Genomic DNA, 24,382 nt, shown 5'->3' with positions numbered 1-24,382 from the left:
CTGCTGAACCCTGCCACCAAAACACACAGGAGAGTTGTGAACGCTGATCTCGTCGTAGTCGGTTCGGGTTTTTTTGGCCTGACAATCGCGGAACGCGCCGCCACGGAACTGGGGCTGAAAGTCGCCGTCCTGGACCGCCGCCACCACATCGGAGGCAACGCGTACAGCGAAAATGAGGCCAAGACCGGCATCGAGGTACACCGGTACGGCGCCCACCTCTTCCACACGTCCAACGAGCGGGTCTGGGAGTACGTGAACCGCTTCACGGCGTTCACCAGCTACCAGCACAAGGTCTACACCAGCCACAAGGGCGAGGTGTACTCCATGCCCATCAACCTGGGCACCATCAACCAGTTCTTCCGGTCCTCCATGGGCCCCGGCGACGCACGTGCGCTCATCCAGGAGCAGGCCGGTGAGCTCGCGGGCACCGATCCGCAGAACCTCAACGACAAGGGCATCCAGCTGATCGGCCGCCCGCTCTACGAGGCGTTCATCAAGTACTACACGGGCAAGCAGTGGCAGACGGACCCCAAGGACCTGCCCGCGGAGATCATTTCCCGCCTTCCCGTCCGCTACAACTACGACAACCGGTACTTCAACGACACCTATGAGGGACTGCCGGTTGACGGCTACACGGCGTGGATCGAGCGGATGGCCGACCACCCCAACATCGAGGTCCACCTCAACACCGACTTCTTCGACGACGGCGAATACAGCCGGGCGGCCGTGCGCGGCCAGGTGCCGGTCATCTACACCGGCCCGGTGGACCGTTACTTTGACTACGCCGAAGGCGACCTGTCCTGGCGCACCATCGACCTCGAGGAAGAGGTGCTCCCGATAGAGGACTTCCAGGGCTGCTCGGTGATGAACTACCCGGACGAGGACGTCCCATACACCCGCATCCACGAGTTCCGCCACTTCCACCCCGAGCGGGACTACACGAAGGACGCCACGGTCATCATGCGGGAGTTCTCCCGCTTCGCCGAGAAGGGCGACGAACCCTACTACCCGGTGAACACGGCGGTGGACCGCGAGAAGCTGCTGGCCTACCGCGACCTCGCCCGCGGCGAGGACTCGGTCCTGTTCGGCGGCCGGCTGGGAACCTACAAATACCTCGACATGCACATGGCCATCGGATCGGCCCTGAGCATGTTCGACAACAAGATCAAGCCGCACTTCAGCGGCGGTGCGAAGCTGGAAAGCGGAGGAGTAGACGCATGAGCGTAGCGACGGAGTTCCGGCAGGGAACCGATCCCGGCAGCGACGAGACGGTGTGGAAGACAGTCCACCGGGTGGTCTTCCCGGTCGACGGCGACACCGACACCCTCCCGCTGTACGTCGACTTTGACGCTGCCCGCCGCGTGGTGGAGTCGCAGGATTCTGGAAGCAAGAAGAGCGCCACCGCTTCGCAGCCGGCAGTGCTGCGGAGCGAAATGCGGTCGGACTTCATCCGTGGTCGGCGCCAGCTGTCGCTGCCGGCGCACCGGCGCGTTTCCTTCGGAACGTACTTCAACGCCTTCCCCGCCAGCTACTGGCGCGCCCACACGGACGTCCAGCAGGTCCGCCTGAGCATTGAGGTGGACGCCGAGGCAACGGTTATTGTCTACAAGTCCAGCCCCCGCGGCAGCTCGAACCGCGTGCAGAGCCTCCACGTCACGGGCGGCACTACGGCCAGCTGCGACCTGACGCTGACCACGTTCGCCGACGGCGGCTGGTACTGGTTCGACCTCGTCGCCCACGGCCAGGACGTCACCCTGAAGCAGGCCGAGTGGTCCGTTCCGCAGCCCGAGGGCTTCAGCCCCGGGTCACTGTCCATCGCCGTCACCACGTTCAACCGGCCGGACTACTGCGTCAAGCACCTGCGGACCTTCGCCGAGTCCGAGGAACTGCTGGCGGCCATGGACCGGCTCATCGTCACGGACCAGGGCAACCAGAAGGTCCGGGACGAGCCGGGCTTCGATGAAGCGGCGGCCGTGCTCGGCGACAAGTTCAAGCTCGTTGAGCAGGGCAACCTCGGCGGCTCCGGCGGCTTTGCCCGGGGCATGCACGAGGCGGTCGAGGGCGGGGAGAGCAAGTACGTCATGCTCCTGGACGACGACGTCGTCGTGGAGACCGAAGGCGTCCTCCGCGCCGTCAACTTCGCCGACTTCACCCGCAGCGCCACCATTGTGGGCGGCCACATGTTCAACCTCTTCGAACGCTCCGTGATCCACAACTTCGGCGAGGGAATCAACGAGTACAGGTTCCAGTACCAGCCGATCGGCGAGGCGCAGAGCACCCATGACTTTGCCGCCAGCAACCTGCGCACCACCCCGTGGATGCACCGCCGGATCGACGTCGACTACAACGGCTGGTGGATGTGCCTGATCCCGACGTCGATCATCCGGGAGATCGGGCTGGCCCTGCCCGTCTTCATCAAGTGGGACGACGTCGAATACGGCATCCGCGCCAAGGCCAACGGCTACACCACGGTGAGCCTGCCCGGCGCGGCGGTCTGGCACATGCCGTGGACCGAAAAAGACGACACCATCGACTGGCAGGCCTACTTCCACCAGCGGAACCGCTGGGTGGCGGCGCTGCTGTACTCGCAGTATGAAAAGGGCGGCCGGCTGCCGATCGAGAGCTTCCTGCAGGACGTCAGGCACCTCCTCTCGCTGCAGTACTCGGCAGTGGAGCTGCGGAACCGTGCGCTCACGGACCTTCTCGACGGGCCCTCGCACCTGCACCGGACCATCGGCGGAAAACTCCCCGAGATCCGCAAGGTCCGTGCAGAGTTCCCGGATGCCCAGGTCAGCAAGGACATCACCGAGTTCCCGGCCGTGAAGCGGCTGCACCTGCCCAAGTTCGGCATGGTTCCGACACGCCCCAAGAACTTTGCGCAGACGGTATCGGGTGCACTGTCCGGGGCGCTCCGCCAGCTCCGCCCCGTGGACCCGGCTGCCTCCGAGCATCCTGAGGCAGTGGTGCCCGCGGCGGACGCCCGCTGGTGGCGGCTGTCGCACCTGGACTCAGCGCTGGTCTCGGCGTCTGACGGCACAGGGGCCTCCTGGTACCGCCGGGACAACGTCCGCTTCCGCAAGGAACTGCTGCGCAGCCTTGCCCTGCACGCACGTGTGCTGGCCCGCTGGGACGAACTCTCGGCGTCCTACAAGAAGGAACTGCCCAACTTCACGTCCCCGGACGCGTGGCGCAAGACCTTCGCCGCCAACTCCGGCTCCGACGCTGGACAGCAGAAGCCCGGTCAGTGACAAACGGACGTACTTTGCCGACAAACCAGGACTCCGGCCGGGCGCTGGTAGCGCCGGGAACCGGGAACGGGCTCGTAGATGTGTTCCGTTCCCGGTTCCTCCTGAAGCTGCTGGTCCGCAAGGAGCTCAGGATCCGGTACCGGGGCTCCGTCCTCGGACTGCTGTGGACCTACGTCAAGCCCGGGGTCCAGTTCGTCGCTTTTTATATTGCCCTCGGGGTATTCCTGGGGCTGGAGCAGAGCCCGAGCAACAGGGGAGGGCTGCCCAACTACGCCGTCTACCTGTTTTCCGGGATCATCCTGGTGAACTTTTTTACCGAGTCGCTGAGCACGGCCACCCGGTCGATCGTCAACAACAGCGGACTGATCAATAAGATCTACCTGCCGAGGGAACTCTTTCCGGTCTCCTCGGTGTGGGTCTCCGCGGTCCACTTCTTTCCGCAGCTGTTTGTCCTGGTGGTGGCCTGCCTTTTCAGTGGCTGGCGGCCGGGGCCGCTTGAGCTGGTGACCGCCGTCGCCGGTTTCGTCATGATCGCATTGCTGGCCACCGGCCTGGGTCTCTTCTTCGGGTCCGTCAACGTGTACTTCCGTGATTCGGAGAACCTGGTTGACCTGATCCTGCTGATCGCCACCTGGGTGGCACCCGTGCTGTATTCCTGGCGGATGGTGCTGGACAAGGCCGGCGAAACCTGGTTCACGGTCTACCAGCTCAACCCGATCACGATCGCCGTCGAGTGTTTCCACCACGCTTTCTGGCTGCCCACCACGGCCGGGGCTGAGGGAAGCCCGCCCAACCTGGTTACCTTGTGGGTGCCGGTGGGAATTCTGGTCTCGCTTGCCATCCTTTTCCTCGGCCAGTGGACTTTCCGGCGGCTCGAGGGCCGCTTCGCACAGGAGCTGTGAGACGTGAGCACCGCAATTGAAATCCGCAACATCAACAAGCAGTTCGTGCTCAGGCACACCCGGTCACTGAAGGAAGCCCTGGTGTGGCTCCTGCGGGGCCGCAAAGGTGATCTGTCGAAGAAGTTCCATGCCCTCAGCGACCTGTCCATCGACGTCGAGCACGGTGAGACAGTGGCGCTGCTGGGGCTGAACGGCTCCGGAAAGTCGACACTGCTCAAGCACATCTCGGGGGTCATGCTTCCGGATTCGGGCACGGTCCGCACCGGCGGGCGGGTGGCCGGCCTGATCGAGGTCGGCGCCGGTTTCCACCCGGACCTCTCGGGGCGGGACAATGTTTTCCTCAACGGGGCGATCCTCGGGATGACGGAGGCCCAGATCAAGGAAAAGTTCGACTCCATCGTCGAGTTTGCCGAGATCGGGGAGTTCATCGACACCGAGGTCAAGTTCTATTCTTCGGGAATGTACCTCCGGCTGGCGTTCTCGGTAGCCGTGCACACGGACCCGGACGTCTTCCTGGTCGATGAGATCCTGGCCGTGGGCGACGAACCGTTCCAAAAGAAGTGCCTCGCCAAGATCAAGGAACTCGCGGCGGCAGGCAAGACGCTGGTGGTGGTCAGCCACGACCTCGACCTTGTTGCCCATGTCTGCGACCGCGGAGTGCTTCTGGAGCACGGGCGGGTCATCATGGACGGCCCCGTGGCGGACGTGATCAGCCGCCTCCGCGGCAACTAGCAACGGTCCGGGCAGCCCCGGCCCGATCCGTAAACATTCTTGGAGGAAATTTGTCCTGGCTGACATCGCTGCCGGCCCTTTTCGCTGCCGCAGCCGTCGTATTGCTGCCCGGTGCAGCGCTTGCCTGGTCCCTCGGGTTCCGGCGGACCAGCCTGCTGGGACTCGCGCCGGTGCTGTCCCTGTCCATTGCCGGCGTCGGCGCCGTACTGGCACCGTTCCTCGGCGTGGGGTGGGGGATCGGCGTCGTCCTCGTGACGGCCGTCCTGGCATCTGCGGCAGCCTGGGCCATAACCCGGCGGCCATGGCAGCGCGGGGAGCGCACATCACTGCGGCAGGCAGTGCAGCAGGGGGACGGCTGGCCGACCCTTGTTGCCGGGGCCCTCGGCATTGCCGTCGGGGCGCTGCTCATCGCCCGGCGGGTCATCCAGCTGATCGGCGAACCGGACAATATCTCCCAGCGCTATGACAACGTTTTTCACCTGAACGCCGTCCGCTTCATCCTGGACACAGGCAACGCCTCCACCCTGAACCTCGGCAGCATGGCCGGCGGTACCGGCGGACTGTCCTCGGTGTACCCTGCCGTGTGGCATTCACTGGCCGCGCTCGTCACACAGCTCACGGGCGCGTCCGTCCCGGTCTCGGTGAACGCCGTGAACCTCGTGGCCTCGGCGGTCATCTGGCCCGTTTCCGTGGTGTTCCTGACGCGCGTTGTGATCGGCCCACGTCCGATCGGCCTGATGGCCGCAGGCGTCATGTCGGCTGGATTCCTCGCGTTCCCTTACCTGCTGCTGGTGTGGGGACCGCTCTTTCCGAACCTGCTCTCGGTCAGTGCCCTTCCGGCCGGCGTCGCCGCGGTGATTTTTGTCTGCCGCCTGTCCTGGACGCTCCGCGAACCTCCACTGCGCGCCTGGCTGGCGCTTTTGCTGGCCGTTCCGGGCCTGGCACTTTCGCACATGAGCGCCGTCAACGCGCTTCTGGCCTTCAGCATCCCCATTGTCCTTGCCCGGCTCTTCCTTTATGTCCGGGAGATGATCCGGACCAAGGCATCACCGGCCAAATTTGTGCTGGTTGCTGTGGCCTCGGTGGCGGCTGCCGCGGCCGTTGTGGTGGCCTGGCAGAAGCTGCGCCCGGCGCCGTACAACGGATGGACGCCGCACCAGACCGTCGCGGGCGCCATCGGCGAAGTCATTGCGAACGGCCCCATGAAAACCGATGTCACGCTCATCATCTCCGTCCTGGCGGTGATTGGCGCGGCCAGGATCGTCCGCCGGCGCGCGCAGCTGTGGCTGCTCGGGTGCTACCTCGTGGCCGGGTTCCTCTACGTCGTGGACGCCGGATTTGCGGCGGGCTGGGCGCGGGCATTCTTCACCGGCACCTGGTACCAGGACACCTACCGGCTCGCGGCCTATCTTCCGATCTTCGCCGTGGTCCTGGCGGCGCTGGGCGTGCTGGCGACAGCGGATACGCTGAAGGCAGCAGCCGGCGTCCTGGCTTTGAAACTGCAGCCCGATGGCGTTCGCCGCATGCGGCTGACAGGTGTTGCGGGTTTCGCGGGCATCCTGGCGGTCTGCCTCGCACTGGGATGGGCAACGCAGGCAGGTCCGGTCCGCGGGTACGTGGCGTCCAGCCAGTACTTCTTTGAACGGGACACGAAGGATTCCATCCTGTCCTCGGACGAGTACGCGCTGCTGGCGCGTCTGGGATCCGAAGTGCCCGAGGACGCCGTCATCGCCGTGAACCCCTGGAACGGCGGGGCCCTGGCGTACGCCTTCTCCGACCGGAAGGTGCTGGAGTTCCACATGGGCCAGCGCGAAACCAAGAGCATGCGTACTGTGGCCCAATCGCTGGCCGATGCCGATACCTCACCCGCGGTGTGTGACGCCGTGAAGGCGACCAAGGTGTCCTACGCCCTGGACTTCGGTACGCAGTATCTCCTCAACCACCCCGAAAGCCGGACATACCCCGGCCTGCAGAACCTCTCATCCTCGGGCGCGGTAAAGCTCGTGGACCAGCAGGGCAACGCAAAGCTCTTCAAAGTGGTGGCCTGCAGCTAGCAGCCCCAAGCAAAAGACCTCCGGAACGGGCATCCTGTGGACGCCTGTTCCGGAGGTCTTCTGCTTAAACCGGTGTCAGTTTCCGAAGGCCTGAAGCAGGGCTTCCACGGTGCGGTCGGCGGCGTGGCCGTCGCCATACGGAGTGGCGTCCGTCGCGGCAGGCGCGGGGCGGCGGACGGTGTCGGCCAGGATGCTGAGGTCCTTGCTCACCAGCACGTTCCAGCCCAGTTCCACGGTCTCCACCCACTCGGTTTCAGGGCGGATCGTCGTGCAGGGGGTGCGGAGCAGGAAGGCTTCCTTCTGCAGTCCGCCGGAGTCCGTGATGACGCCGGCGCTGTTCCGGACGGCGTGGACCAGCTGCGGGTAGGCGAGCGGGGAGGCAACCCGAACCGAGCCCTGCTCCAGCTCAAGGCCGTGCTTGGCTGCCAGGTTGACGAGCCGGGGGTGGGCCAGCAGGTATACCGGCTTCTCCAGGCTGGCCAGGGACCCGACGATGGCGGCCAGGCGTTCCGGGGAGTCCGTGTTGTCCGGCCGGTGGATGGTGCAGACGTAGTATTCGCCCGGAGCCGCGTCGACCGGCAGGGGCTGGTCGCCGCCGTCGAGCATGTCGCGGACCTTGAAGAGGACGTCGGTCATGACGTCGCCCACCAGGACGGTCCGCTCGGCGAGGCCCTCGGTGGCGAGGTGCTTGACGGCCACCTCGGTGGGGGCGAGCAGGAGATCGGCGCTGTGGTCGGTCAGGACCCGGTTGTGCTCTTCGGGCATCCGGCGGTTGAAGGACCGCAGTCCGGCCTCGAGGTGCGCAACGGGGATGTGCATTTTGATGGCGGCGATGGCCGCCGCCAGGGTGGAGTTGGTGTCGCCGTACACCAGGACGCAGTCAGGGGCGGACTGTTCCAGGATTTCTTCCAGCCCGTGCAGCATGGCACCGGTCTGGGCCCCGTGCTTGCCGGAGCCCACTCCAAGGTTGAAGTCCGGTGCGGGGATGCCGAGGTCGCGGAAGAACACATCGCTCATGAGCTCGTCATAGTGCTGGCCCGTGTGGGCGATCAGGTGTTCTGCCCGACCTTCCATGGCCGCCGCAATCGGCGCAAGTTTCACAAACTGGGGACGTGCGCCAACGACGCTGAGAATTCGCATGGGTTCCAGTTTAGTTGCAGGCCGCACGGATTTCCGCCCGGGGCCGCCAGTGCAGCATTTGGACCGCACTGTCAGGACCGGGAAAAGACCCCGGCCCGGGCGCGCAGCCGCTCCGTCAGGTAATGCCGCAGCACCGAGTCCCGGGACAGGATCGCCGCGGGGGCCACCGGGACGAGGTCGCCCAGGCGGCCCGTGCTCCGGTGGCGTTCGACGGCGGTGCGCAGCGACTGAACATCTGCCGCTGCGGCGGCTGCCTGTGTCAGTTCCGCGTCCCGGCGGCTCAGTTCCGGCAGGGAGCCGCTGGCAAATGCGTACAGCCGTGAGGAGATGTCCGCCCAGTATGAGCGTTCCGTCTCGTTCCACAGGGCGTCGTCCGGGAGACCAGCCGCGCCGGCCGCGCCGGCCGGGGCGCCGCGGCGGAGCAGTGCGCCGATGCCGTGGACACGCAAGATCTTCAGTGCCACGGCCCGCCGCTCGGAAAGGGCGGCCTGCTGGAGCCAAACAGAATCGAGCAGCCGTTCCAGCCACTGGAGTTCGTCCGCCAGGTTGGTGAGGGAGCTGGTGACACGTCCGGCGCCGGAATCGTCCGTCTGCTGGTAAGCGGGCGCGCCGTAGGGGTAGCGGACGGGGCCTGAGCGGAACCAGAGCTTCAGGGTGGCTTCGATGTCCTCGCCGGTCCGCATCCCCTCCGCGTACCGGAAGCCAGTGTTGGTGAGGGCTGAGCGCCGGAGCAGGCCGTACGGCACGCTCCGGTAGGCGAGCCCGTCCTTGAGGGGATCGAGGACCGCCGGCTTCGAGGGCCTGATGCGGGGCGCCGGCAGGATGCTTCCCTCCGGCGTGCGCAGCGGAGCAATGACCACCGAAGCGCTGTCCGGCTGGGCGGCCTTCCACCATGCTGCCAGCGACCCGGGTTCCAGGTAGTCGTCCGAGTCGAGGAAGCTCAGGAACGTTGCCGTGCTTTCGTCCAGCGCCAGGTTGCGGGGGCCGGCGGGGGACCTCACGCCGTCGTCGCACGCCAGCCAGGTGACGCCGTCGAACTCATTGCCCGCAGCAGATGCAGCCGTTGTGTCCCCGGCTGCGCCGCCGAGGTTGTGCAGCACCACCGTCACCCGCAGCTCAACACCCAGCCGGGACAGCTCGGAGCGCTGGTCCAGGGCGGAGCTGGCAGCGCGTTTGAAGGGTCGTTGCACATCATGGACGGGAATGACCACTTCGATGCTCTGGCTCATGGGGTGTGCGTGCTCCTCGGCAAGGTTTCATTGGACCCGCGATAACCTTACTGGGTGGACAACGAAACACAGGACTCCGTGCTGCTCGACGTGGTGATTGCCGTGCACACCCCGGACCGGCCGGTAGGGCGCGCTGTGGCGTCCTTGCTGGAGGGCGGCCTGGCCGTAGAGGCCGGAGCGCCGCGGCGCCTGCGGATTAACGTGGTTTGCCACAACACGGACGTGGAGCCGATCCGGCAGCGCGTAGCCCGCGGGCAGCGGGATCTGGTCCGCTTCCTGCCTTACGCTGACGGCATCAAAAGCCCGGCAGGTCCCTTCAACCACGGCATTGCCCAGGCCACCGGCACCTGGGTGGCCATCATGGGCAGCGATGACTCCGTCGAACCCGGCGCCTTGGCGCAGTGGGTGGAGGCGGCCGAACGGGACGCCTCCGACGTCCTGATCGCCCCCATGGCGCACGCCGGAGGCGGCACGATCCGTACCCCCGTGGTCCGGCGTACCCGGCGCGGACACCTTGACCCGGTGGCGGACCGGCTCACCTACCGGACCGCACCGCTGGGACTTTTGAAACTCTCACTCGTCCGCGACCTCGGCCTCACGTTTCCGCCGCGCTACGCGACGGGGGAGGACCAGTCCTTTTCCGCGAAGCTGTGGTTTTCCGGTGCAAAGATCAGCTACGGCCGGGGTCTGCCGCGCTACCTGGTGCACGCCGACGCAGCCGTCCGGGTGACCCACACGCCGCGGCCGGTCAAGGAGGACCTGGCCTTCGCCACCGACCTCGTGCTGTCCGACTGGTTTGCCGGACTTCCGCAGCGGGCCCGGGAGGCGATCGTCACCAAGATCATCCGCGTGCACGTTTTTGGACACGTCCTGCTGCGCGCGGACGCCGGAACCTGGGACGCGGAAGACGCGCGGGAAATGGCGCAGGAGGTGCGGAAGCTGCTGTTCAGGGCGCCGCAGGCCGCACGTCCGCTGTCGCTGGCGGACAGGAAGCTGCTCGACGCCGTCGTCCGGGAAGAACCGGACCTGGACGTGATGAAATCCCTGGCCCACGCCAGGCGCCGCTTTGTCAGCCCGCAGACCTGGGTGCCCCGCGACGTCACCAGGGTGCTGCACCCGGAAGCCCCCTTCCGGTTCATGAGCGCCTCGGCCCTCGTCTAGACGCCAGTCCAGGCACCCGCACAATTCCAGACACGTCAAAGGAACACATGAAGATCCTGGTAGTTGCCACGTGGTACCCCCATGACGAAAACCCCACCGAGGCGCCCTTCAACGCCGAACACGTGGAAGCCATCCGCGGCCGGGGACACGACGTACGGGTGGTCCATGTGAGGCTCGGGGGCGCGCTCGGCATGCCCGGGCAGGCGTCCGGCCTGTGGGAGGGAACGCCGGTGCGGCGCGTTGCCGCCGATCCCAAACGCCCGTTCACCCTCGTGCAGGCGGCACGGACGCTGGCACGCGAAATGGCCTGGGCGGACGCCATCCACACCATGGCGTTCTCCTCCATCCTCGTCACGATGCTGCCGTGGGCTGCCCGGACGCTTACCGGCCGGGGACCGGCCTGGGTTCACACGGAGCACTGGAACGGCGTGGTCAACCCGGCGAGCGTCTCACCCCTGTGGGAAAAGCTCGCCGGAGTCCGGGCGGTTCTGCGGCTGCCGCACGTTGTCACCGGCGTCACCGGACAGCTGACCGCGGAAATGCAGCGCTTTGCACGGCCCGGCGCGGCGGCAGTGGTGCCGTGCGTGGTCAAAGGGCGTGGCGCCGTCGTTCCAGCCTCATTCGGGAATCCCCTCCGCCTTGCTGCCGTCGGGGGGCTGGTCGCCCGGAAGCGGCCGCTGGAAGCGGTGGACACCATCGCCTGGCTCAGGGACCACGGCACTGAAGCCCACCTGACCTGGGTGGGGGACGGGCCCCTGCGGGCCGAGGTCGAGTCGCGGATTGCGGCGCTCGGCCTGGGTGACCGGGTGACGCTGGCAGGCTCGGTCCGGCCAGCCGACGTGGCCCGGCATCTGTCCGCCGCCGATCTGTTCTTCCTGCCCACGGCCCAGGAAAATTTCTTCACGTCAGCGGCCGAGGCCCTCGCGGCCGGCCGCGCCGTGGTTGCCACCCGGGTGGGCGGCTTTAGCGATTACGCGGATGCCAACAACAGCAGGCTGGTGGAGGACGTCTCTCCGGAATCGCTGGGACGGGCAGTGCTGGACGCCAGGGATGCGTTCAAGGACGTGCCTGCAGAGGACATCGCGCGTCCCATCCGGGAGAGGTTCTCACCGGAGGCCGTGGGCGAACTGTTCGACCGTGCCTATACGGCGGCCTTGGCACGTGCCTGAAAACCGACCACCTAACCAGGCGAAGGGAATTTCTTGAGGTCCGAACCCAAGGTTCTTCAGTTCAACGACTGTGCCTTCGTGGCCCGCAACATGGTGCGGGCCGCGGCGAGGGCCGGCATTGAATGGGCATACCTGCCGCCGGAGCAGGTCCGGCCCATGACCGCCGCGCCGGCGAACCCGCTCCTTGCCCGGGCACGGTTCATTCCCTTCGTTGCGCGCCGGGCGCTCAGGCTCAGCGCGGCCGACGTCGTGCACGTCCACTACGGAACGAGCGTCAGGCTGATCAGGGAACGCGGCATGCCGCGGCGCCCGTACGTGCTCACGCTTCACGGCTCCGACATCAGGCGACAGTGGAAGGACCGGCAGTTCCACGACGAAATACAGCGGGCCATCGACGGGGCAGAACACGTCTTTTACGCGAACACAGACAATGAGCAGGACGCCCGGGCAGCCCGGTCCGACGCGGAGTTCCTGCCGTCGTTGGTTGATGTTGCCGCGTTGCCGTCCTGGGCGCCTGTGGGGCCACCGACGGTGCTGTTCATCTCGCGGTGGGACGACGACAAGGGCGTAAACCGCCAACTCAAGCTGGTGGAAGAACTGTGCCGGGCCACCAAAGGTAAAGCCGACGTCGTAGGGCTGGATTGGGGACCTGGAGCGGCGGAAGCTGAGCGGCTTGGGGTCAGGATGCTGGAAAAGCTTCCCCGGGAGCAGTACTACGAGCGGCTAAGCCGCGCGTGGGTCGGAGTGGGCCAGGCCTCGAATTACTTTTCGACGAGCGAGTTCGAAGCCTTGTGCATCGGCCTGCCAGTGGCAGCAGTCGGAACCCGGCTGCCACGGCCCGACGACGGTACGGTGCCCCCGGTCATGGAAGGGAGCGTCAGCGAGACTGTGGAACAGATTGTTGCCGCGCTGGACGACCCCCATGCGGTGTCTGCCAGGCTCGGCGGACGGGCCTGGGCTGTGCCTCGCTACGATGCTGCACCGTATGTCCCAAAGCTGGACACGCTGTACAAACGTATTTCGGGCCGATGAGACGAGGACAGCCCTCACTTTAGCGGGGCGTCGGAATGGTCGCCTCGGTGTGCAGCCCCGCAAGAGCGGCCTGCTGGGCAAAGTCAGGGTTGGCCCGGACAACCTCGTCGAAGGTTCCCTGGGAAAGAATCGTCCCCTCCTTCATGAAGCACACCTGATCGTTGTTTCGGATGGTCGACAGACGGTGCGCGACGGAGATGACGGTGATTTCGCCATGCAGTTCGTTGATCGCTTTGGCCACAGCCGCTTCAGTGGCAGTGTCCAGTGCACTTGTAGCCTCATCCAACACAAGGACGAGCGGATCCATGTACAGGGCGCGGGCGATTCCGAGGCGCTGACGCTGGCCCCCGGAGAGCGCCAGGCCGCGTTCACCCACCCGGCCGTGGATTCCGTCCTTGCGGGATTCGATGGTTTCCAGGAGTTGGGCGCGCTGCAATGCGGTGCGTACGCGATCTTCGTCGATGTCGGTGCCCCAGGTGAGGGCGACGTTCTGGGCCACGGTGCCATCGAAGATGGCGACTTCCTGCGGCACATAGCCCACGCGTTTGCGCCAGTCGGCCAGCACGTCCTCGAGCGGGACGCCGTCAAGGGTCATGGTTCCGGCTGAGGGAGTCAACAGGCCCAGGAAGATATCGATCAGGGTGGACTTGCCGGCACCCGACTGCCCGACCACGCCAATGGAAGAGCCCATGGGCAGCTGCAGGTTGATGTTCCGTACGGCGGGCTGCCCGGCCCCCGGATAGGTGAACTCCACGTTCCTGAGTTCCAGAACCTTCGGCTCGTGCCGGATGGGCGTCCTGCCCAGCTTTTCCGCGTGCTTGCGGTATTCGGCCGCATCCTTGATGTCCCCCATGACCGTTTCGGTGTAGGGAAGCGTGGACTGCACCACCGTCAGCTGGGACTGCATGGCCGTGAGTGCCGGGACCATCTTGAAGCCGGCGAGGCCGAAGATGGCCACAGATGACATCGCGGTCTCGATACCACCGATGAGGTAGCCGACGGTGCCGATGAGAAGAAAACCGCCGATAAGCGCCATATCAATCACGAACTTGGGCACAGATCCCATGAAACGAATATTTGAGCGGGAGCGTGCCGCCCGCTCGCGGCTTTGCATGACGATGCCGCCTACCTCCTCCGCCTTGTCCCGAAGAGTGATCTCCTTCAATGCGGCCAGCATCTCGGAAACAAGAGTGGACATGCGCATGGCAGCGTCCCGGTTCACCTTGCCGGCTTCATAGGACTTTTTGGACAGCCAAAGGTAGAGAAATGCGGCAATGGCGCCCAGGTAGATGAGGGTTGCCACGGCGGTCTGCCACGAGGCACCGATGAGGACGACCAGTACGGAGACGAAGGTCAGTGCCATTGCCGGCAGGGTGACTGCCGGGAGGAGCACTCCGGAAACCGTGTTGGCGATGCCAACATCGATCATTCGCACCAGTTCAGCGGTGGACCGCTTCATGCGTTCTGTCCACGGTGCACGGATATAACTCTGGAAAAGCGTTGTACCGATCTCAAGTTCATAGTCCGCGAATCTCCGTGTGGAGACCCATTGCAGCCAGATGTTCAGCACCGACTTCAGAATCATCACCGCGGCTGAACAGACAAGCAACAGAAGCCCGAACTCCTGGCTCATGGACCCCAATACCGGCAGGACCATGTCGCCGCCCTTGAGGATCTGGTTCAGCACGAGGGCGAAGACACCTAGTGCCGCTGCGTCGAGCAATGCCAGAACAGCCGAGAGGACGCCGAAAAGCAGGAGGAACCTCCGCGCATTCATCGGCAAAAGTGGCAGCAGTTCGCGCATGGTGCGGCGCAGTTGTCTCAAGAATTACTCCAGAACGGAAGGGGCAGAGTCCCTCCCCATACTACGCGCCGCACTATGCCGGGAGCGCGGGGACGGAATCGTTCACTACTGGCGTCAATGAGAGGATAAGGACATGACCAACCAAATCCGTGTGACCCAGCTGTTTGACTGCGCCGACGTTGGTCAAACTTTTGTGAATGAGGCCCGGCGCCAAAACAAACCCTGGCGGATCATCCAGGGCCCATGGGCTCGCGGTGGCACTAAGGCCGCCTATTACCGGTTCCGCCTGGAACAGGCTGTGGCCTTTCCCCGCACCGAGGTGTGGCATGTAAATATGGGCGGGCGCGCCAAGTGGGCACGGGGCACTTTTGCCAGGCCCTATGCCCTGACTCTTCACGGTACTGATATTCGCGAAAATTACTGGCAGGAACAGCATCATAAGGTGATCAAAGAGGACATCGACCGTGCCTCCCAGGTCTGGTACACGACTCCTGACCTGCGGGAGAAGGCTGAGCAGGCGCGGCCGGATGCCGAGTACCTGCCGGCACCAGTGGATATGGAAGAACTTCCCGCCTGGGCTCCTGCAGCCAAGCCAAGGGTCTTTTTTCCGTCGCGGTGGGACGAGTCCAAGGGTGGCGACGCCCTGCTGCAGGCGGCCTCCGACGTGATGTCATCGGTCGGCGCTGCGGGTGACGTGGACGTCGTCGGGCTGGACTGGGGTGACCGCGCTCCGGAGGCTGCCGCCCTGGGCATCAGGCTCCTGCCAAAGATGTCCAAGTCCCTCTTCCTCGCGGAGCTTGCAACGGCCCACATTGCGGTGGGACAGATGACCGGCGTCCTCGGCCTGAGCGAGCTGCAGGCAATGGGGATTGGAGTTCCCTTGGTTTTTGCTGACTCTGTTGCCGGGTATCCGGATGAACAGGCAGCGGTCAACGTTGCCAGGTCCGACATAGGGCCGGCCGTGTGCGATAGCCTGGCGGATCCCGAAGCGCTATCCCGCAAGCTGGACGGCCGCACCTATGTGTCGAAGTTCCACGGTGCCGCCGCCCTCCTCCCCAGGCTGGACGCCGGCTACGCCAAAGTGCTGGGTGTCGGAGTATGACCCGGCCACACCTGCTCTATATCGCGTTCGCCTTTCCCCCCAGTACCGCATCATCCGTTTACCGCTGCACCGCGGTAGCCAATGCGTTTGCCCAGGACGGGTGGGATGTCACCGTTGTCACAGTGGACCCCAAGGTCTGGTCCCAGATTTCCGGCGTGGACGAAAAACTAGCGGAATCCGTCCACCCGGCCATCCGCATTGTCCCGGTGAACGACGGCGGCGCAGAGGAACCCGCGAAGGGAGACTTGCGCCGGTACTCGAGGTTCAGAATCGAGGCTCCCTACCTGTGGAAGGATGCCCTGCGCCGCCGCAGCCGCCGGGACTTCCCTGAGGATTTCCACGGAGCATGGCTGAAGCCCGCCAGCGAGGCCGCCCGGAGCATTCATGCGGAGAAGCCTGTCGACATGGTCATGGCGTCTGCCAGCCCGTACGTTGCATTCGGCGTTGCCCGGGCCCTTGAGGGTGTTCCCTACGTGATGGATTACCGCGACGCATGGGCCTTCAATACCATCTCCGGGGCCGAAGACTTTACTCCGGACAGTGCCGTGGGGAAGCGTGAAGCCGAATATCTGCGCGATGCCGCGCAGGTCTGGTTCGTCAACAGCCAAATCCGGGACGAATACGCACGCCGCTATCCTGGGTCAGCGCACCTGATGCGCGTCGTGGCCAACGGCTTCGACCCTCAGCCCGGCCACGCCAGGCCAGCGGTCCGCTCAACGGAACGTCCGACCTTTGGCTACCTTGGCACGCTCCAATACGTGAACATGCCGCTGCAGGAATTCCTGGACGGCTGGGGCTCAGCCTTCGGGCCGGACAGTCCGCAGGCCGAAGTGCATTTCCGCGGAAAACTCAGCGCATCAGGAGCCGCCAGCGCGGAAGTTCTCCAGATTTTCGGTGGAAACGGTGTAGCTGGCCTGCGCTACGACGGGCCCATCTCCAAACGTGAGGTTGCTGACTTCTATGGAAGCGTGGATGCCCTTATTCTCCTGCTTTCGAACGGAAAGTACGTTACCGGCGGCAAGACGGCCGAGTATTTGGCCACCGGACTGCCTATCGTTTCCGTCCACGACATGGAGAACGCAGCGACAGACCTCCTTCGCGACTACCCGCTCTGGTTCCCGGCGAAGGAGCTGACGCCCGAGGGTATAGCCAATGCCCTGCGTGACTGCGCCGCCGCTTTGCAGGACCCGGACCCGGAACGCTGGGAGGCTGCCTGGATTTACGGCCAGCAGTTCCTCCGCAGCACCATTCTGGAGCCGGTCATCGCCGAGCTTCGGGACATTGCGGGGCAGGATGCCATACGGCGACCTGCCGCAGAGGAAAGGACCCAGGCATGACTTCCGCCAAGCGGCTGCACGTCAGCATCATCGTCGGCCGCAGCGGCCACCCGCAGGCGGTCATCGATGACTTGTGGAAGCGGGCCGTTGGGGCCATTGGCCACCAGGCCGTACAGGTCACCGGCACAGCTGTCTTCGTGTCCGACGGCGGTTTTGCCGTCTCAGTGCCGGACGATCGCCTCCGCGTCGTGCCGCTGCTCAAGCAGGGCGTCAGCAGGCTCGATGCGCTGCTGGCAGCCGCTGCCGTCAAGCCAGGTCCCGTTGGCATCGCCGGCCGGCTCATGCGCGACAACGTCGAATCCCGACGCCTTGCCAGGGCCTTGGCGCGACGGGCCGATTTGCAGCAGGCATTCCGGGATTCGGACGTCGTCGTGGCTGCAGACCTCACCGCAGACCGTTCCGTATGGCAGCTCAGGAACCGGACCGCGGCAGGCCTGGCGCATGGCCCCATCGCCATGTTGCACGCGCTCAGGGAGACCGTCCGGCAGTGACCTGCCGGCCGATCCCGTGATGAACCGCGGCCATGCCGCCTGTGGAATACTTGACGGGTGAGTCGAACCTGGATAGTCATACCCATGTACAACGAGGCGTCCGTCGTCGGCACTGTCATCGAGGGGCTGCGGGAAGAATTTCCGCATGTTGTTTGTGTTGATGACGGCAGCAGCGACGGCTCGCAGGACGTGGCGCGCCAGGCCGGGGCGGTCGTTGTCCAGCACCCGGTGAACCTCGGCCAGGGCGCGGCTCTGCAGACCGGAATCGAGTATTCGCTGCAGGACCCGCAATTGGACTGCATTGTTACTTTCGACGCCGACGGCCAGCACCGCGTTGTTGACGCGATGGCCATGGCGGACCGAATCCGCTCGGGCGAGGCCGACGTCGTCCTGGGATCCCGGTTCCTGGATGACCGCACGAAGCTCTCACCCCTGAAGCGCCTCGTACTGCGCACGGCTGCGGTTCAGTCCCGAATGTCCACGGGTATGGCCCTGACGGATGCCCACAACGGCCTTCGGGCTTTCAGCCCCAACGTCGCCCGGAACATTCACCTGCAGCAGAACCGGATGGCCCACGCCTCCGAACTGGTCCATCAGCTTGCGGAGATGAACCCGCGCTGGGTGGAGCACCCGGTGGAGATCATCTACACGGACTACTCCAAATCCAAAGGCCAGTCGTTGCTGAACTCGGTCAATATCGTCGCCGACCTCTTCTTTAGGTGAAATTGTGCAGATCATTGTCCAGGTAGCTCTCGTCCTTGCCGTCGTCATAGTGTCGCTGGCCCTGATGCGCGGCGGCTCCAATGCCAGGCATCTCGCCATCCGGCGCATCATGCTGGTTCTTTTCGCCTGCGTTGCAGCCCTGTCCATCTTCTTCCCGGAGCTGCTGACCCGCGTGGCCCGGCTGCTCGGCATTGGCCGCGGAACCGACCTGGTGCTGTATGGCCTCATCGTGAGTTTCCTGGTCTTCATGGCCACGACCTACCAGCGGTTCCGCCACATGGAATCCACCCTGACCAAGCTCTCCCGCCGGATCGCACTTGACGAAACGCCGCCACCCGGCCGTGACGATAGCCTGGAGAGCAAGGAAGCGGAGCCCGCCCGGCGCCTGACCCCGCCGGCGCACGGAGGGCAGTAATGCCCATTGTGTCCGGCGCGCCCCGGACTGCGGCTCCGGCTCCGGAAACCGCGCGCACGCGCGAATATGGCCTGGACACTCTCCGGATCGGGAGCATCTGCGGAGTGGTCGCGATCCACGTCTTCGGCTACGTGCTTGGCCGGGCACCACGCGAGAGCCGGCCATGGTGGATCGCCGTAGTGCTGGACGTGAGCTGGATCTGGGTTGTTCCCGTCTTCGTCATGATCTCGGGGGCGCTCATCCTAGGCTCAAGGATGGCGGCGGAACAGCCGGGCTTGTTCTACCGGCGCCGGGCAATGCGGCTGGTTCCCGCCGTCGTCGCCTGGAATCTTATTTATCTCGTCGGAGTACGGTTGTGGATGCGGGGCGAGGACCTGACCCCGCAGCGGACACTCCAGCTGCTGGTCGACGGCTCGGTGTTCACGCAGCTGTACTTTCTCTGGCTTATCGCCGGGCTGTACGCGGTGGCCCCGGTGCTCGCCGGGTTCCTGCGCGGAGGCGGCCAGTCCCGGGCCGTGAAGGCGGCCGCGGCTTTTCTCGGCGCGTCGCTGCTCTTCTACATGCTTCCCGGTGTACTTGGCCTTTTCGGCGTCGCGAGTCCCGTCCGACTCAACTTCCTGACGCACTGGATGCCCTACGTGGGCTACTTCCTGGCTGGATACGCGCTGCGGAACGTCCGCCTCACCGGGACGAAGCTGACAGTGACCGCCATCGGAACTGCCGTTATCATCGCCGGAACGGTCTGGCACTACGGCAACAAGGGAGAAATCCGCCTTCTGGATGCGGTCGTTTCCGTCTCCTATCTCGGGATCGGCGTCGCACTGGCGGCGCTGGGCGTATTTGTCGTGACTCTGTCGCTGGCTTCCCGCCTAACGGTAAAGCGGGCCGGTAAACCGCTGACCGTACTGTCGAACGCAACCTTCGGCGTCTTCCTGGTGCATCTGGTCATTTTCGAAGCCATCCGACTGCAATTCCCCGCGGTGGCCGCCGGAATGTCAATTAAGGCCATGGTGCTCGCCTACGCGGCCACACTCGTGGGAAGCTTCGCTGTCTCGGCCGCTGCCCGCCAGGTTCCCCTGCTGCGCAGCATTTTCTAGGCCAACCGGTGGGGTGTTTCCTGTGCCGCCCGTGCTGCAGGCATGTCCCTCCGGCCACTTTCCACCACAGGTGTCTGGGATAATGAACCATATGACTGAGCTGCCCTCACTGTTGATCCTGACCTTTTCACCCATTCGTTCGGATCCCAGGGTCCTCAAGCAGGTTGAGCTGTTCAAGGGGAAGTACCGCGTGTCAACGTGCGGCTACGGCGATGCTCCGGACGGCGCGGACAGCCATTTCGCGCTGCCCGCCGATTCCCGCGGCTGGCCGTCCGACAAGCTGGGCCTGGTCACGCGCCGCTATCCGCGCGTCTACAACGGGCTGAGCGCCGTTGCAGCTGCCCGCCGTATTCTTCCGCGCGGAGAATTCGACGTAATTCTGGCCAACGACCTGAACACGCTCCCGCTGGCGCTGGAACTTCAGCCCCGGCTGGGCGTCCATGCAGACCTGCACGAATTCGCACCCCGCGAAAAAGAGGACGACCTCAAATGGCGGCTCTTCGTTGCACCGTTCATGCGCTGGCTCTGCCGGCGCTACCTGCCTTTGGCCAAGTCGGTCACCACCGTCTCCCAGGGCATAGCGGACGAATACACGAAGGACTACGGTGTGGCAGCGGGCGTGGTGACCAATGCGGCACCATACTCCGAACGTGAAGTCCGTCCTGTGGGCACCCCGGTCCGCCTCATCCACAGCGCTGCGGGCCAGCGTTACCGCAAGCTCGAAAACTTCATTGAAGCCATGCGCGACGCTCCGGACTGGCTGACGCTGGACATGATCGTTATGCCCAACGAACCCGACTACGTGGCTGAGCTGAAGGACAAGGCGGCCGCGGTGCCGGCCATTCGGTTCCGTGAACCGGTGCCCTACAACCAGCTCGTCTCCACCCTCAGCGAGTACGACGTTTCCCTGGTGTTCCTGCCGCCCACGAACTTCAACCTCAAGAACGCCCTGCCGAACAAGTTCTTCGAAGCAGTGCAAGCGCGCATCGGACTCATCGTGGGCCCGTCACCGGCCATGGTCGCACTCGTGGAGCAGCATGGCCTTGGTGCGGTGACACCTGATTTTTCCGCCGCGTCGCTGCGCGAAACGCTGCACGGCCTGACGGCTGAGACGATTGCGGAGTGGAAGAAGGCGGCAGACGCAGCGGCCCGTCCGCTCTCGGCCGAATCCCAGGTGCTGGCATGGCAGCAGGCCGTGGAGGACATCGTGACGACCCAGACCGCAAGGGCCTGACCGGGGAGCGGCCCAGCCTAGGCGAAAAACAAAGGAAGGCGGCCTCCCGGATGATCACCGAGGGGCCGCCTTCCTTTGGCGCAGAGGATTCTAACCTGCAGCCGACGAGTACGAGACGGTCGGTGCGGTCCCCAAAGATCCGGCGTTGAAGGCGGCGCCCCACCGGCTTCCGGCCACCACGGGGTAATAGCGCAACTGCCCGGTGGACTGTAGCGCCATCATGCCCTTGCTGGCCGAACCAGCAAATCCCTGGGCCGCCGAGAACTGTCGGAACGCCTGCCAACCAGTTCCGACAGTCGGCCTGGTCTCCGTGATGAACCTGGTGGCGCCCGTTGAGCGGTAAAGCTTCATGGCGCCGGCGGAGTTGACGGCGAGCAGGTCCTGCTTTCCGTCCGAATCAAAGTCGATCATGGCCAGTTTGAGGCCGGACCAGCCGGCCCCGATACGGACAGGGGCGGCAACGGTTCCTCCCGCCGGGTTCGCCCAGTAATTCAGCGCCCCGTCAGCGCCGTACCCGACCAGTCCCGGGTACCGGGACCCGGAAACCCATTTGCCGGCCACCAAGGTAGTCTGGCCAAAGCCCGACGGCGCGACCGTGACGGCGGCACCGAAGCCACCGGATGCTGAGCCCGGGAAAAGGGTCAGTGCGCCGCTGGACCTTTGCGCGAGGACATCGGTCACTCCATCGCCGTTCCAGTCCACGACATTCAGCGACTTCATGCCGGACCAGCCAACGCCAACCTGGTAAGGGTTCCCGAAGGATGAGTTGCGGGCCGGACGGTTCCAGAGTCCACCCGCGCCGTCGACTGTCAGTACATCTGCGCGGCTGGTGATCGCCAGTTCGGGGGTGAGGAGCCCGCTTCCCGCGATGAGCAGCCCGTTCCAGCCGGACGGCAGCACTGACTTGGCGCCCAGGGTGCCCGCAGCCAGCGGGTAGTAGCCCAGTTCACCCGTCCGGTCCCGTGCAAGCAGGCCATTGGAACCGGCGGAGGCAAAGCCCTTGATGGGGCTGATGCTGTTTTTCGTGTTCCATCCCGTCGCCAGGAGCTGGCGGGCTTCGGCGATCAATGTGCCCGTCCCGCCGGAACGGTACAGCGTCATCCGGCCCAGGTAGTCGACTGCCACAACGTCCTGGTTGCCATCACCGTCCGCGTCTGCCATGGAGACATCCGTTCGTGCGAAACCTGAGCCGAGGGTGGTTGCAGCTGCGAGGGCGCCTCCCGAGGGGTTCGCGCGGAACTGGAGCGTGCCGTCGGCGGTGCGGATGACAAGGCCCGGATACTTTGAGGCCCTGAGCCATGGCCCGAACGTGAGATCTGCTCCGCCAAGTCCGGACGCCAGGACAGTCCTTGCGGCAAATCCTCCGGCCGCCAGTCCAAGCTGTACGCCCAACTGCCCGGCTGTGTTCAACGTTGCCAGGTCCTGTATGCCGTCACCGTTCCAGTCAACGACGTGAATGGACGTCAGCCCGGTAAATCCGGCGCCGAGTTTGCTGGCGGTACCCAGCGTTCCGGCTCCCGAGCTTCGCCGGTAGAGGTTGCCTGCGGCATCAACGGTGACGACGTCGGAGGCCGAGGTGATCGAAGGCGTAGCTGCTGCGGGGGGAGTCGGGGCCGGAGCGGCGTTGATCGCTTCGCCGCCGGCAATAAGGTAGCCGGCCCAGCCAGTACCTATGGACGTGACCGGGCCCCATGTCGAGGTGCCGGGCACCGGGTAGTAGTAAAGCTGTCCGGCGGTGGTGCGGGCCATCAGGCCGTTGGTTCCGGTCCCCTTGAAATTCGTTGTAACAGTGACGCTCGTCATGCCGTTCCAGCCGCTGCCAATGGTTTTGCGGGGTTCGGAAATGAATGAGCCGGCGCCGTTCGTCCGGTACAGCAGCATCGCCCCGGCAGGGTTCTGGGCCAGGATGTCCTGGCTGCCGTCGCCGTCGAAATCGATCATGGTCAGGTTAAGGCCGCCCCAGCCCTGGCCGACTGCCGTTCCTCCGCTGACACCAGCGCCGGATGTGTTGTTCCACAGCCGCAGGACACCGGAATCGTCTCGGCTGATGATCTGGGGATAATAGCTGCTGTTGAACCAATAGCCGATGGTCAGCTGGTAGTTGCCCCAGCCGGAGGCAGCGAGGACCGGTCCCGTCGCAAACCCGCCGCTGGCGATCCCCAGATAGACGTTGACCCGCCCCGTTTTCCATTGTGCCACCAGGTCCAGGACACCGTCGGCGTTCCAGTCGATGGCGTTGATGGACCGCAGCCCGGTCCATTCAACGCCGATCTGCCTCCGGGCGCGAAATGTCCCGCTTCCCGTTGCCGGATAGTCCCACAGGACACCGGCGGAGTCCGCCGCCACCACGTCGCCCAGAGAGGTGATGGACGGTGTTGGGACGGTGCCGTCTGCCGTGGAAGCGAACTTCTGGAGGCTGGCAAGATCCCCGTTCCAGGCGTTGGAGTCGCCTGCGAAAGGCCCGGTGGAACTGTACTGCCAAACGCTGTAGGTGCCCCAGCCATTGGGCATCGATCCCACGTACCGCGAATAGGAAGCCAGATGGAGAGGTTGGTTGCTGAAGGCGCCGGAATTGCCGGTGCACTGGGTCCACCAGTCGGTGGTCGTGTAGATCATGGGAAGCCGCCCGGTCCGGGCAAGGACCCTGTTGGAGAAGGCGGCGATCCAGTTGACCATCGCGCCCTGGCTCATGTTGTAGCAGGTGTTTCCCAGCGAGGTGTAGGGGTTGTACTCGATATCGAGAAGCGGGGGCATGGTCTTGCCATCACCGCTCCAGCCACCGCCGTTATTGACGAAGAAGTCGGCCTGTGCCGATGCCGTTGAAACACCAGGCAGGGCGAAATGGTAGGCGCCGCGGATCATTCCGGACGCCAGTGCTCCGCCGTACTGGGAACCGAAGGACTCGTTCGTGTACGTCGTCCCCTCCGTAGCCTTGACGTATGCAAAGCGCGCACCCATGCTGTATTGCGCCGCCCAGTTGACGGTGGCCTGATGGCTGCTGACGTCCAGGCCCTGCACGCCAGGTGCCATCCAGGTGTTTGCTGCCTCGGTGGAGATCGCGTTCAGGGACGACGCGGTGGACTTCTGCGCGAACGTCGCGGCGCGCCGTTTTAGGCCCTGGCCCATGTAGGCGCCGTTCTTACCGATTTCCGCCCGAAGGGCCGTCATATCGACCTGTGCCGGATCAGGCTGGTTCGCCTGGACCGGGCTCGGCGCGCTCTCTGCCGGGGCTGTCTGGGAGGGAAAGGCAGCGGGGGTGCTTGACGGGGTGGGTGAGGGCAACGAAGAGGCTGTCGGCACAGGGGGTGTGGCCGGGTCCGCCGGGGACTGGGCTGCCTGGGTGGGAAGCCCGCTGCCGAGACAGAGCATCGCGGAAAGGAGCCCCGTGCCGCCGACGAGTCCAAGCCGCTTCACCTTTATGGCGAGAGACGCGGAGATTTTGTTGTTAAGGGAACACTGCATCTAATACTCCGTAGCCTTCAAATTCCGGGCAGAGAGCCGGCTCGTGGCTG

General features: G+C 65.0%; 19 protein-coding genes. 15 read left to right on the top strand and 4 right to left on the bottom strand.

Annotated elements, in window-relative coordinates:
• The first annotated feature begins 36 nt into the window (after positions 1-36).
• Genes glf through ACFRAH_RS06055 form a run of 5 tightly spaced genes read left to right on the top strand, consistent with a single transcriptional unit; the run spans position 37 to position 6,936 of the window.
• A complete protein-coding gene (glf, locus tag ACFRAH_RS06075; protein WP_377989998.1) occupies positions 37-1,221 on the top strand; it encodes a UDP-galactopyranose mutase in 1,185 nt (394 codons plus the stop codon).
• Positions 1,218-3,248 (top strand): glycosyltransferase, encoded by a 2,031-nt coding sequence (locus ACFRAH_RS06070; protein ID WP_377989997.1) that lies wholly within the window; start codon positions 1,218-1,220, stop codon positions 3,246-3,248. Before glf ends, ACFRAH_RS06070 begins: the two co-directional genes overlap by 4 nt.
• 14 nt (positions 3,249-3,262) lie before the next feature.
• Entirely contained in the window at positions 3,263-4,150 is an 888-nt protein-coding gene (locus ACFRAH_RS06065) for an ABC transporter permease (RefSeq protein WP_377989996.1), read from the top strand.
• Positions 4,151-4,153: 3 nt separating this feature from the next.
• Positions 4,154-4,882, top strand: a complete 729-nt coding sequence (locus ACFRAH_RS06060) for an ABC transporter ATP-binding protein (RefSeq protein ID WP_377989995.1) — start codon at positions 4,154-4,156, stop codon at positions 4,880-4,882.
• A 50-nt stretch (positions 4,883-4,932) separates the two neighbouring features.
• Positions 4,933-6,936: a DUF6541 family protein gene (locus ACFRAH_RS06055; protein ID WP_377989994.1), complete on the top strand. Its 2,004-nt coding sequence runs from the start codon at positions 4,933-4,935 to the stop codon at positions 6,934-6,936.
• A 75-nt stretch (positions 6,937-7,011) separates the two neighbouring features.
• Here ACFRAH_RS06055 and wecB read toward each other — a convergent pair whose 3' ends face one another.
• Positions 7,012-8,076 carry a non-hydrolyzing UDP-N-acetylglucosamine 2-epimerase gene (wecB, locus tag ACFRAH_RS06050; RefSeq protein ID WP_377989993.1) on the bottom strand — a complete coding sequence of 355 codons (1,065 nt, stop codon included), beginning with the start codon at positions 8,074-8,076 and terminating at the stop codon, positions 7,012-7,014.
• Positions 8,077-8,147: 71 nt separating this feature from the next.
• A complete protein-coding gene (locus ACFRAH_RS06045) occupies positions 8,148-9,305 on the bottom strand; it encodes a glycosyltransferase family 2 protein (protein ID WP_377989992.1) in 1,158 nt (385 codons plus the stop codon).
• A 54-nt stretch (positions 9,306-9,359) separates the two neighbouring features.
• On the opposite strand from ACFRAH_RS06045, the gene ACFRAH_RS06040 reads away from it, so the two are divergent.
• Genes ACFRAH_RS06040 through ACFRAH_RS06030 form a run of 3 tightly spaced genes read left to right on the top strand, consistent with a single transcriptional unit; the run spans position 9,360 to position 12,667 of the window.
• Entirely contained in the window at positions 9,360-10,466 is a 1,107-nt protein-coding gene (locus tag ACFRAH_RS06040; protein WP_377989991.1) for a glycosyltransferase, read from the top strand.
• A 47-nt stretch (positions 10,467-10,513) separates the two neighbouring features.
• On the top strand, positions 10,514-11,635 hold the full coding sequence (locus ACFRAH_RS06035) for a glycosyltransferase (protein ID WP_377989990.1): 1,122 nt from the start codon (positions 10,514-10,516) through the stop codon (positions 11,633-11,635).
• Between the two features lie 33 nt (positions 11,636-11,668).
• Positions 11,669-12,667, top strand: coding sequence for a glycosyltransferase (locus ACFRAH_RS06030; protein ID WP_377989989.1), 999 nt, complete (start codon positions 11,669-11,671; stop codon positions 12,665-12,667).
• 19 nt (positions 12,668-12,686) lie between these two features.
• Here the strand turns inward: ACFRAH_RS06030 and ACFRAH_RS06025 are convergent, their stop codons facing one another.
• Complete coding sequence (locus ACFRAH_RS06025) at positions 12,687-14,492, bottom strand: ABC transporter ATP-binding protein (RefSeq protein ID WP_377989988.1); 1,806 nt, start codon at positions 14,490-14,492, stop codon at positions 12,687-12,689.
• A gap of 421 nt (positions 14,493-14,913) precedes the next feature.
• On the opposite strand from ACFRAH_RS06025, the gene ACFRAH_RS06020 reads away from it, so the two are divergent.
• The 7 genes from ACFRAH_RS06020 (at position 14,914) to ACFRAH_RS05990 (ending at position 20,870) form a co-directional block, all read left to right on the top strand.
• On the top strand, positions 14,914-15,573 hold the full coding sequence (locus ACFRAH_RS06020) for a hypothetical protein (protein ID WP_377989987.1): 660 nt from the start codon (positions 14,914-14,916) through the stop codon (positions 15,571-15,573).
• Entirely contained in the window at positions 15,570-16,910 is a 1,341-nt protein-coding gene (locus tag ACFRAH_RS06015; RefSeq protein WP_377989986.1) for a glycosyltransferase, read from the top strand. Before ACFRAH_RS06020 ends, ACFRAH_RS06015 begins: the two co-directional genes overlap by 4 nt.
• Entirely contained in the window at positions 16,907-17,401 is a 495-nt protein-coding gene (locus ACFRAH_RS06010) for a hypothetical protein (protein ID WP_377989985.1), read from the top strand. The genes ACFRAH_RS06015 and ACFRAH_RS06010 overlap by 4 nt, the downstream gene beginning before the upstream one ends.
• A gap of 57 nt (positions 17,402-17,458) precedes the next feature.
• On the top strand, positions 17,459-18,124 hold the full coding sequence (locus tag ACFRAH_RS06005; protein ID WP_377989984.1) for a glycosyltransferase family 2 protein: 666 nt from the start codon (positions 17,459-17,461) through the stop codon (positions 18,122-18,124).
• A gap of 4 nt (positions 18,125-18,128) precedes the next feature.
• A complete protein-coding gene (locus ACFRAH_RS06000) occupies positions 18,129-18,539 on the top strand; it encodes a DUF2304 domain-containing protein (RefSeq protein ID WP_377989983.1) in 411 nt (136 codons plus the stop codon).
• A complete protein-coding gene (locus tag ACFRAH_RS05995; RefSeq protein ID WP_377989982.1) occupies positions 18,539-19,636 on the top strand; it encodes an acyltransferase in 1,098 nt (365 codons plus the stop codon). The genes ACFRAH_RS06000 and ACFRAH_RS05995 overlap by 1 nt, the downstream gene beginning before the upstream one ends.
• 91 nt (positions 19,637-19,727) lie before the next feature.
• Positions 19,728-20,870: a glycosyltransferase gene (locus ACFRAH_RS05990; protein ID WP_377989981.1), complete on the top strand. Its 1,143-nt coding sequence runs from the start codon at positions 19,728-19,730 to the stop codon at positions 20,868-20,870.
• A 90-nt stretch (positions 20,871-20,960) separates the two neighbouring features.
• On the opposite strand, the gene ACFRAH_RS05985 is transcribed toward ACFRAH_RS05990, so the two are convergent.
• Complete coding sequence (locus ACFRAH_RS05985; RefSeq protein WP_377989980.1) at positions 20,961-24,332, bottom strand: GH25 family lysozyme; 3,372 nt, start codon at positions 24,330-24,332, stop codon at positions 20,961-20,963.
• Between the last annotated feature and the right edge of the window lie 50 nt (positions 24,333-24,382).

It is taken from the genome of Arthrobacter sp. NPDC056727 (genome assembly GCF_042790555.1).
Classification (GTDB): Bacteria; Actinomycetota; Actinomycetes; order Actinomycetales; family Micrococcaceae; genus Arthrobacter.
Note: the sequence above shows the minus strand (reverse complement) of the source record. Positions and strands in the feature narration are given on the sequence as shown.

Bases quoted from the DNA above. Each gene is read 5' to 3' on its own strand.
- ACFRAH_RS05990 (WP_377989981.1), top strand. From the start codon at position 19,728: ATGACTGAGCTGCCCTCACTGTTGATCCTGACCTTTTCACCCATTCGT.
- ACFRAH_RS06015 (WP_377989986.1), top strand. From the start codon at position 15,570: ATGACCCGGCCACACCTGCTCTATATCGCGTTCGCCTTTCCCCCCAGT.
- ACFRAH_RS06070 (WP_377989997.1), top strand. From the start codon at position 1,218: ATGAGCGTAGCGACGGAGTTCCGGCAGGGAACCGATCCCGGCAGCGAC.
- ACFRAH_RS06010 (WP_377989985.1), top strand. From the start codon at position 16,907: ATGACTTCCGCCAAGCGGCTGCACGTCAGCATCATCGTCGGCCGCAGC.
- ACFRAH_RS06035 (WP_377989990.1), top strand. From the start codon at position 10,514: ATGAAGATCCTGGTAGTTGCCACGTGGTACCCCCATGACGAAAACCCC.
- ACFRAH_RS06045 (WP_377989992.1), bottom strand. From the start codon at position 9,305: ATGAGCCAGAGCATCGAAGTGGTCATTCCCGTCCATGATGTGCAACGA.
- ACFRAH_RS05995 (WP_377989982.1), top strand. From the start codon at position 18,539: ATGCCCATTGTGTCCGGCGCGCCCCGGACTGCGGCTCCGGCTCCGGAA.
- ACFRAH_RS05985 (WP_377989980.1), bottom strand. From the start codon at position 24,332: ATGCAGTGTTCCCTTAACAACAAAATCTCCGCGTCTCTCGCCATAAAG.
- wecB (WP_377989993.1), bottom strand. From the start codon at position 8,076: ATGCGAATTCTCAGCGTCGTTGGCGCACGTCCCCAGTTTGTGAAACTT.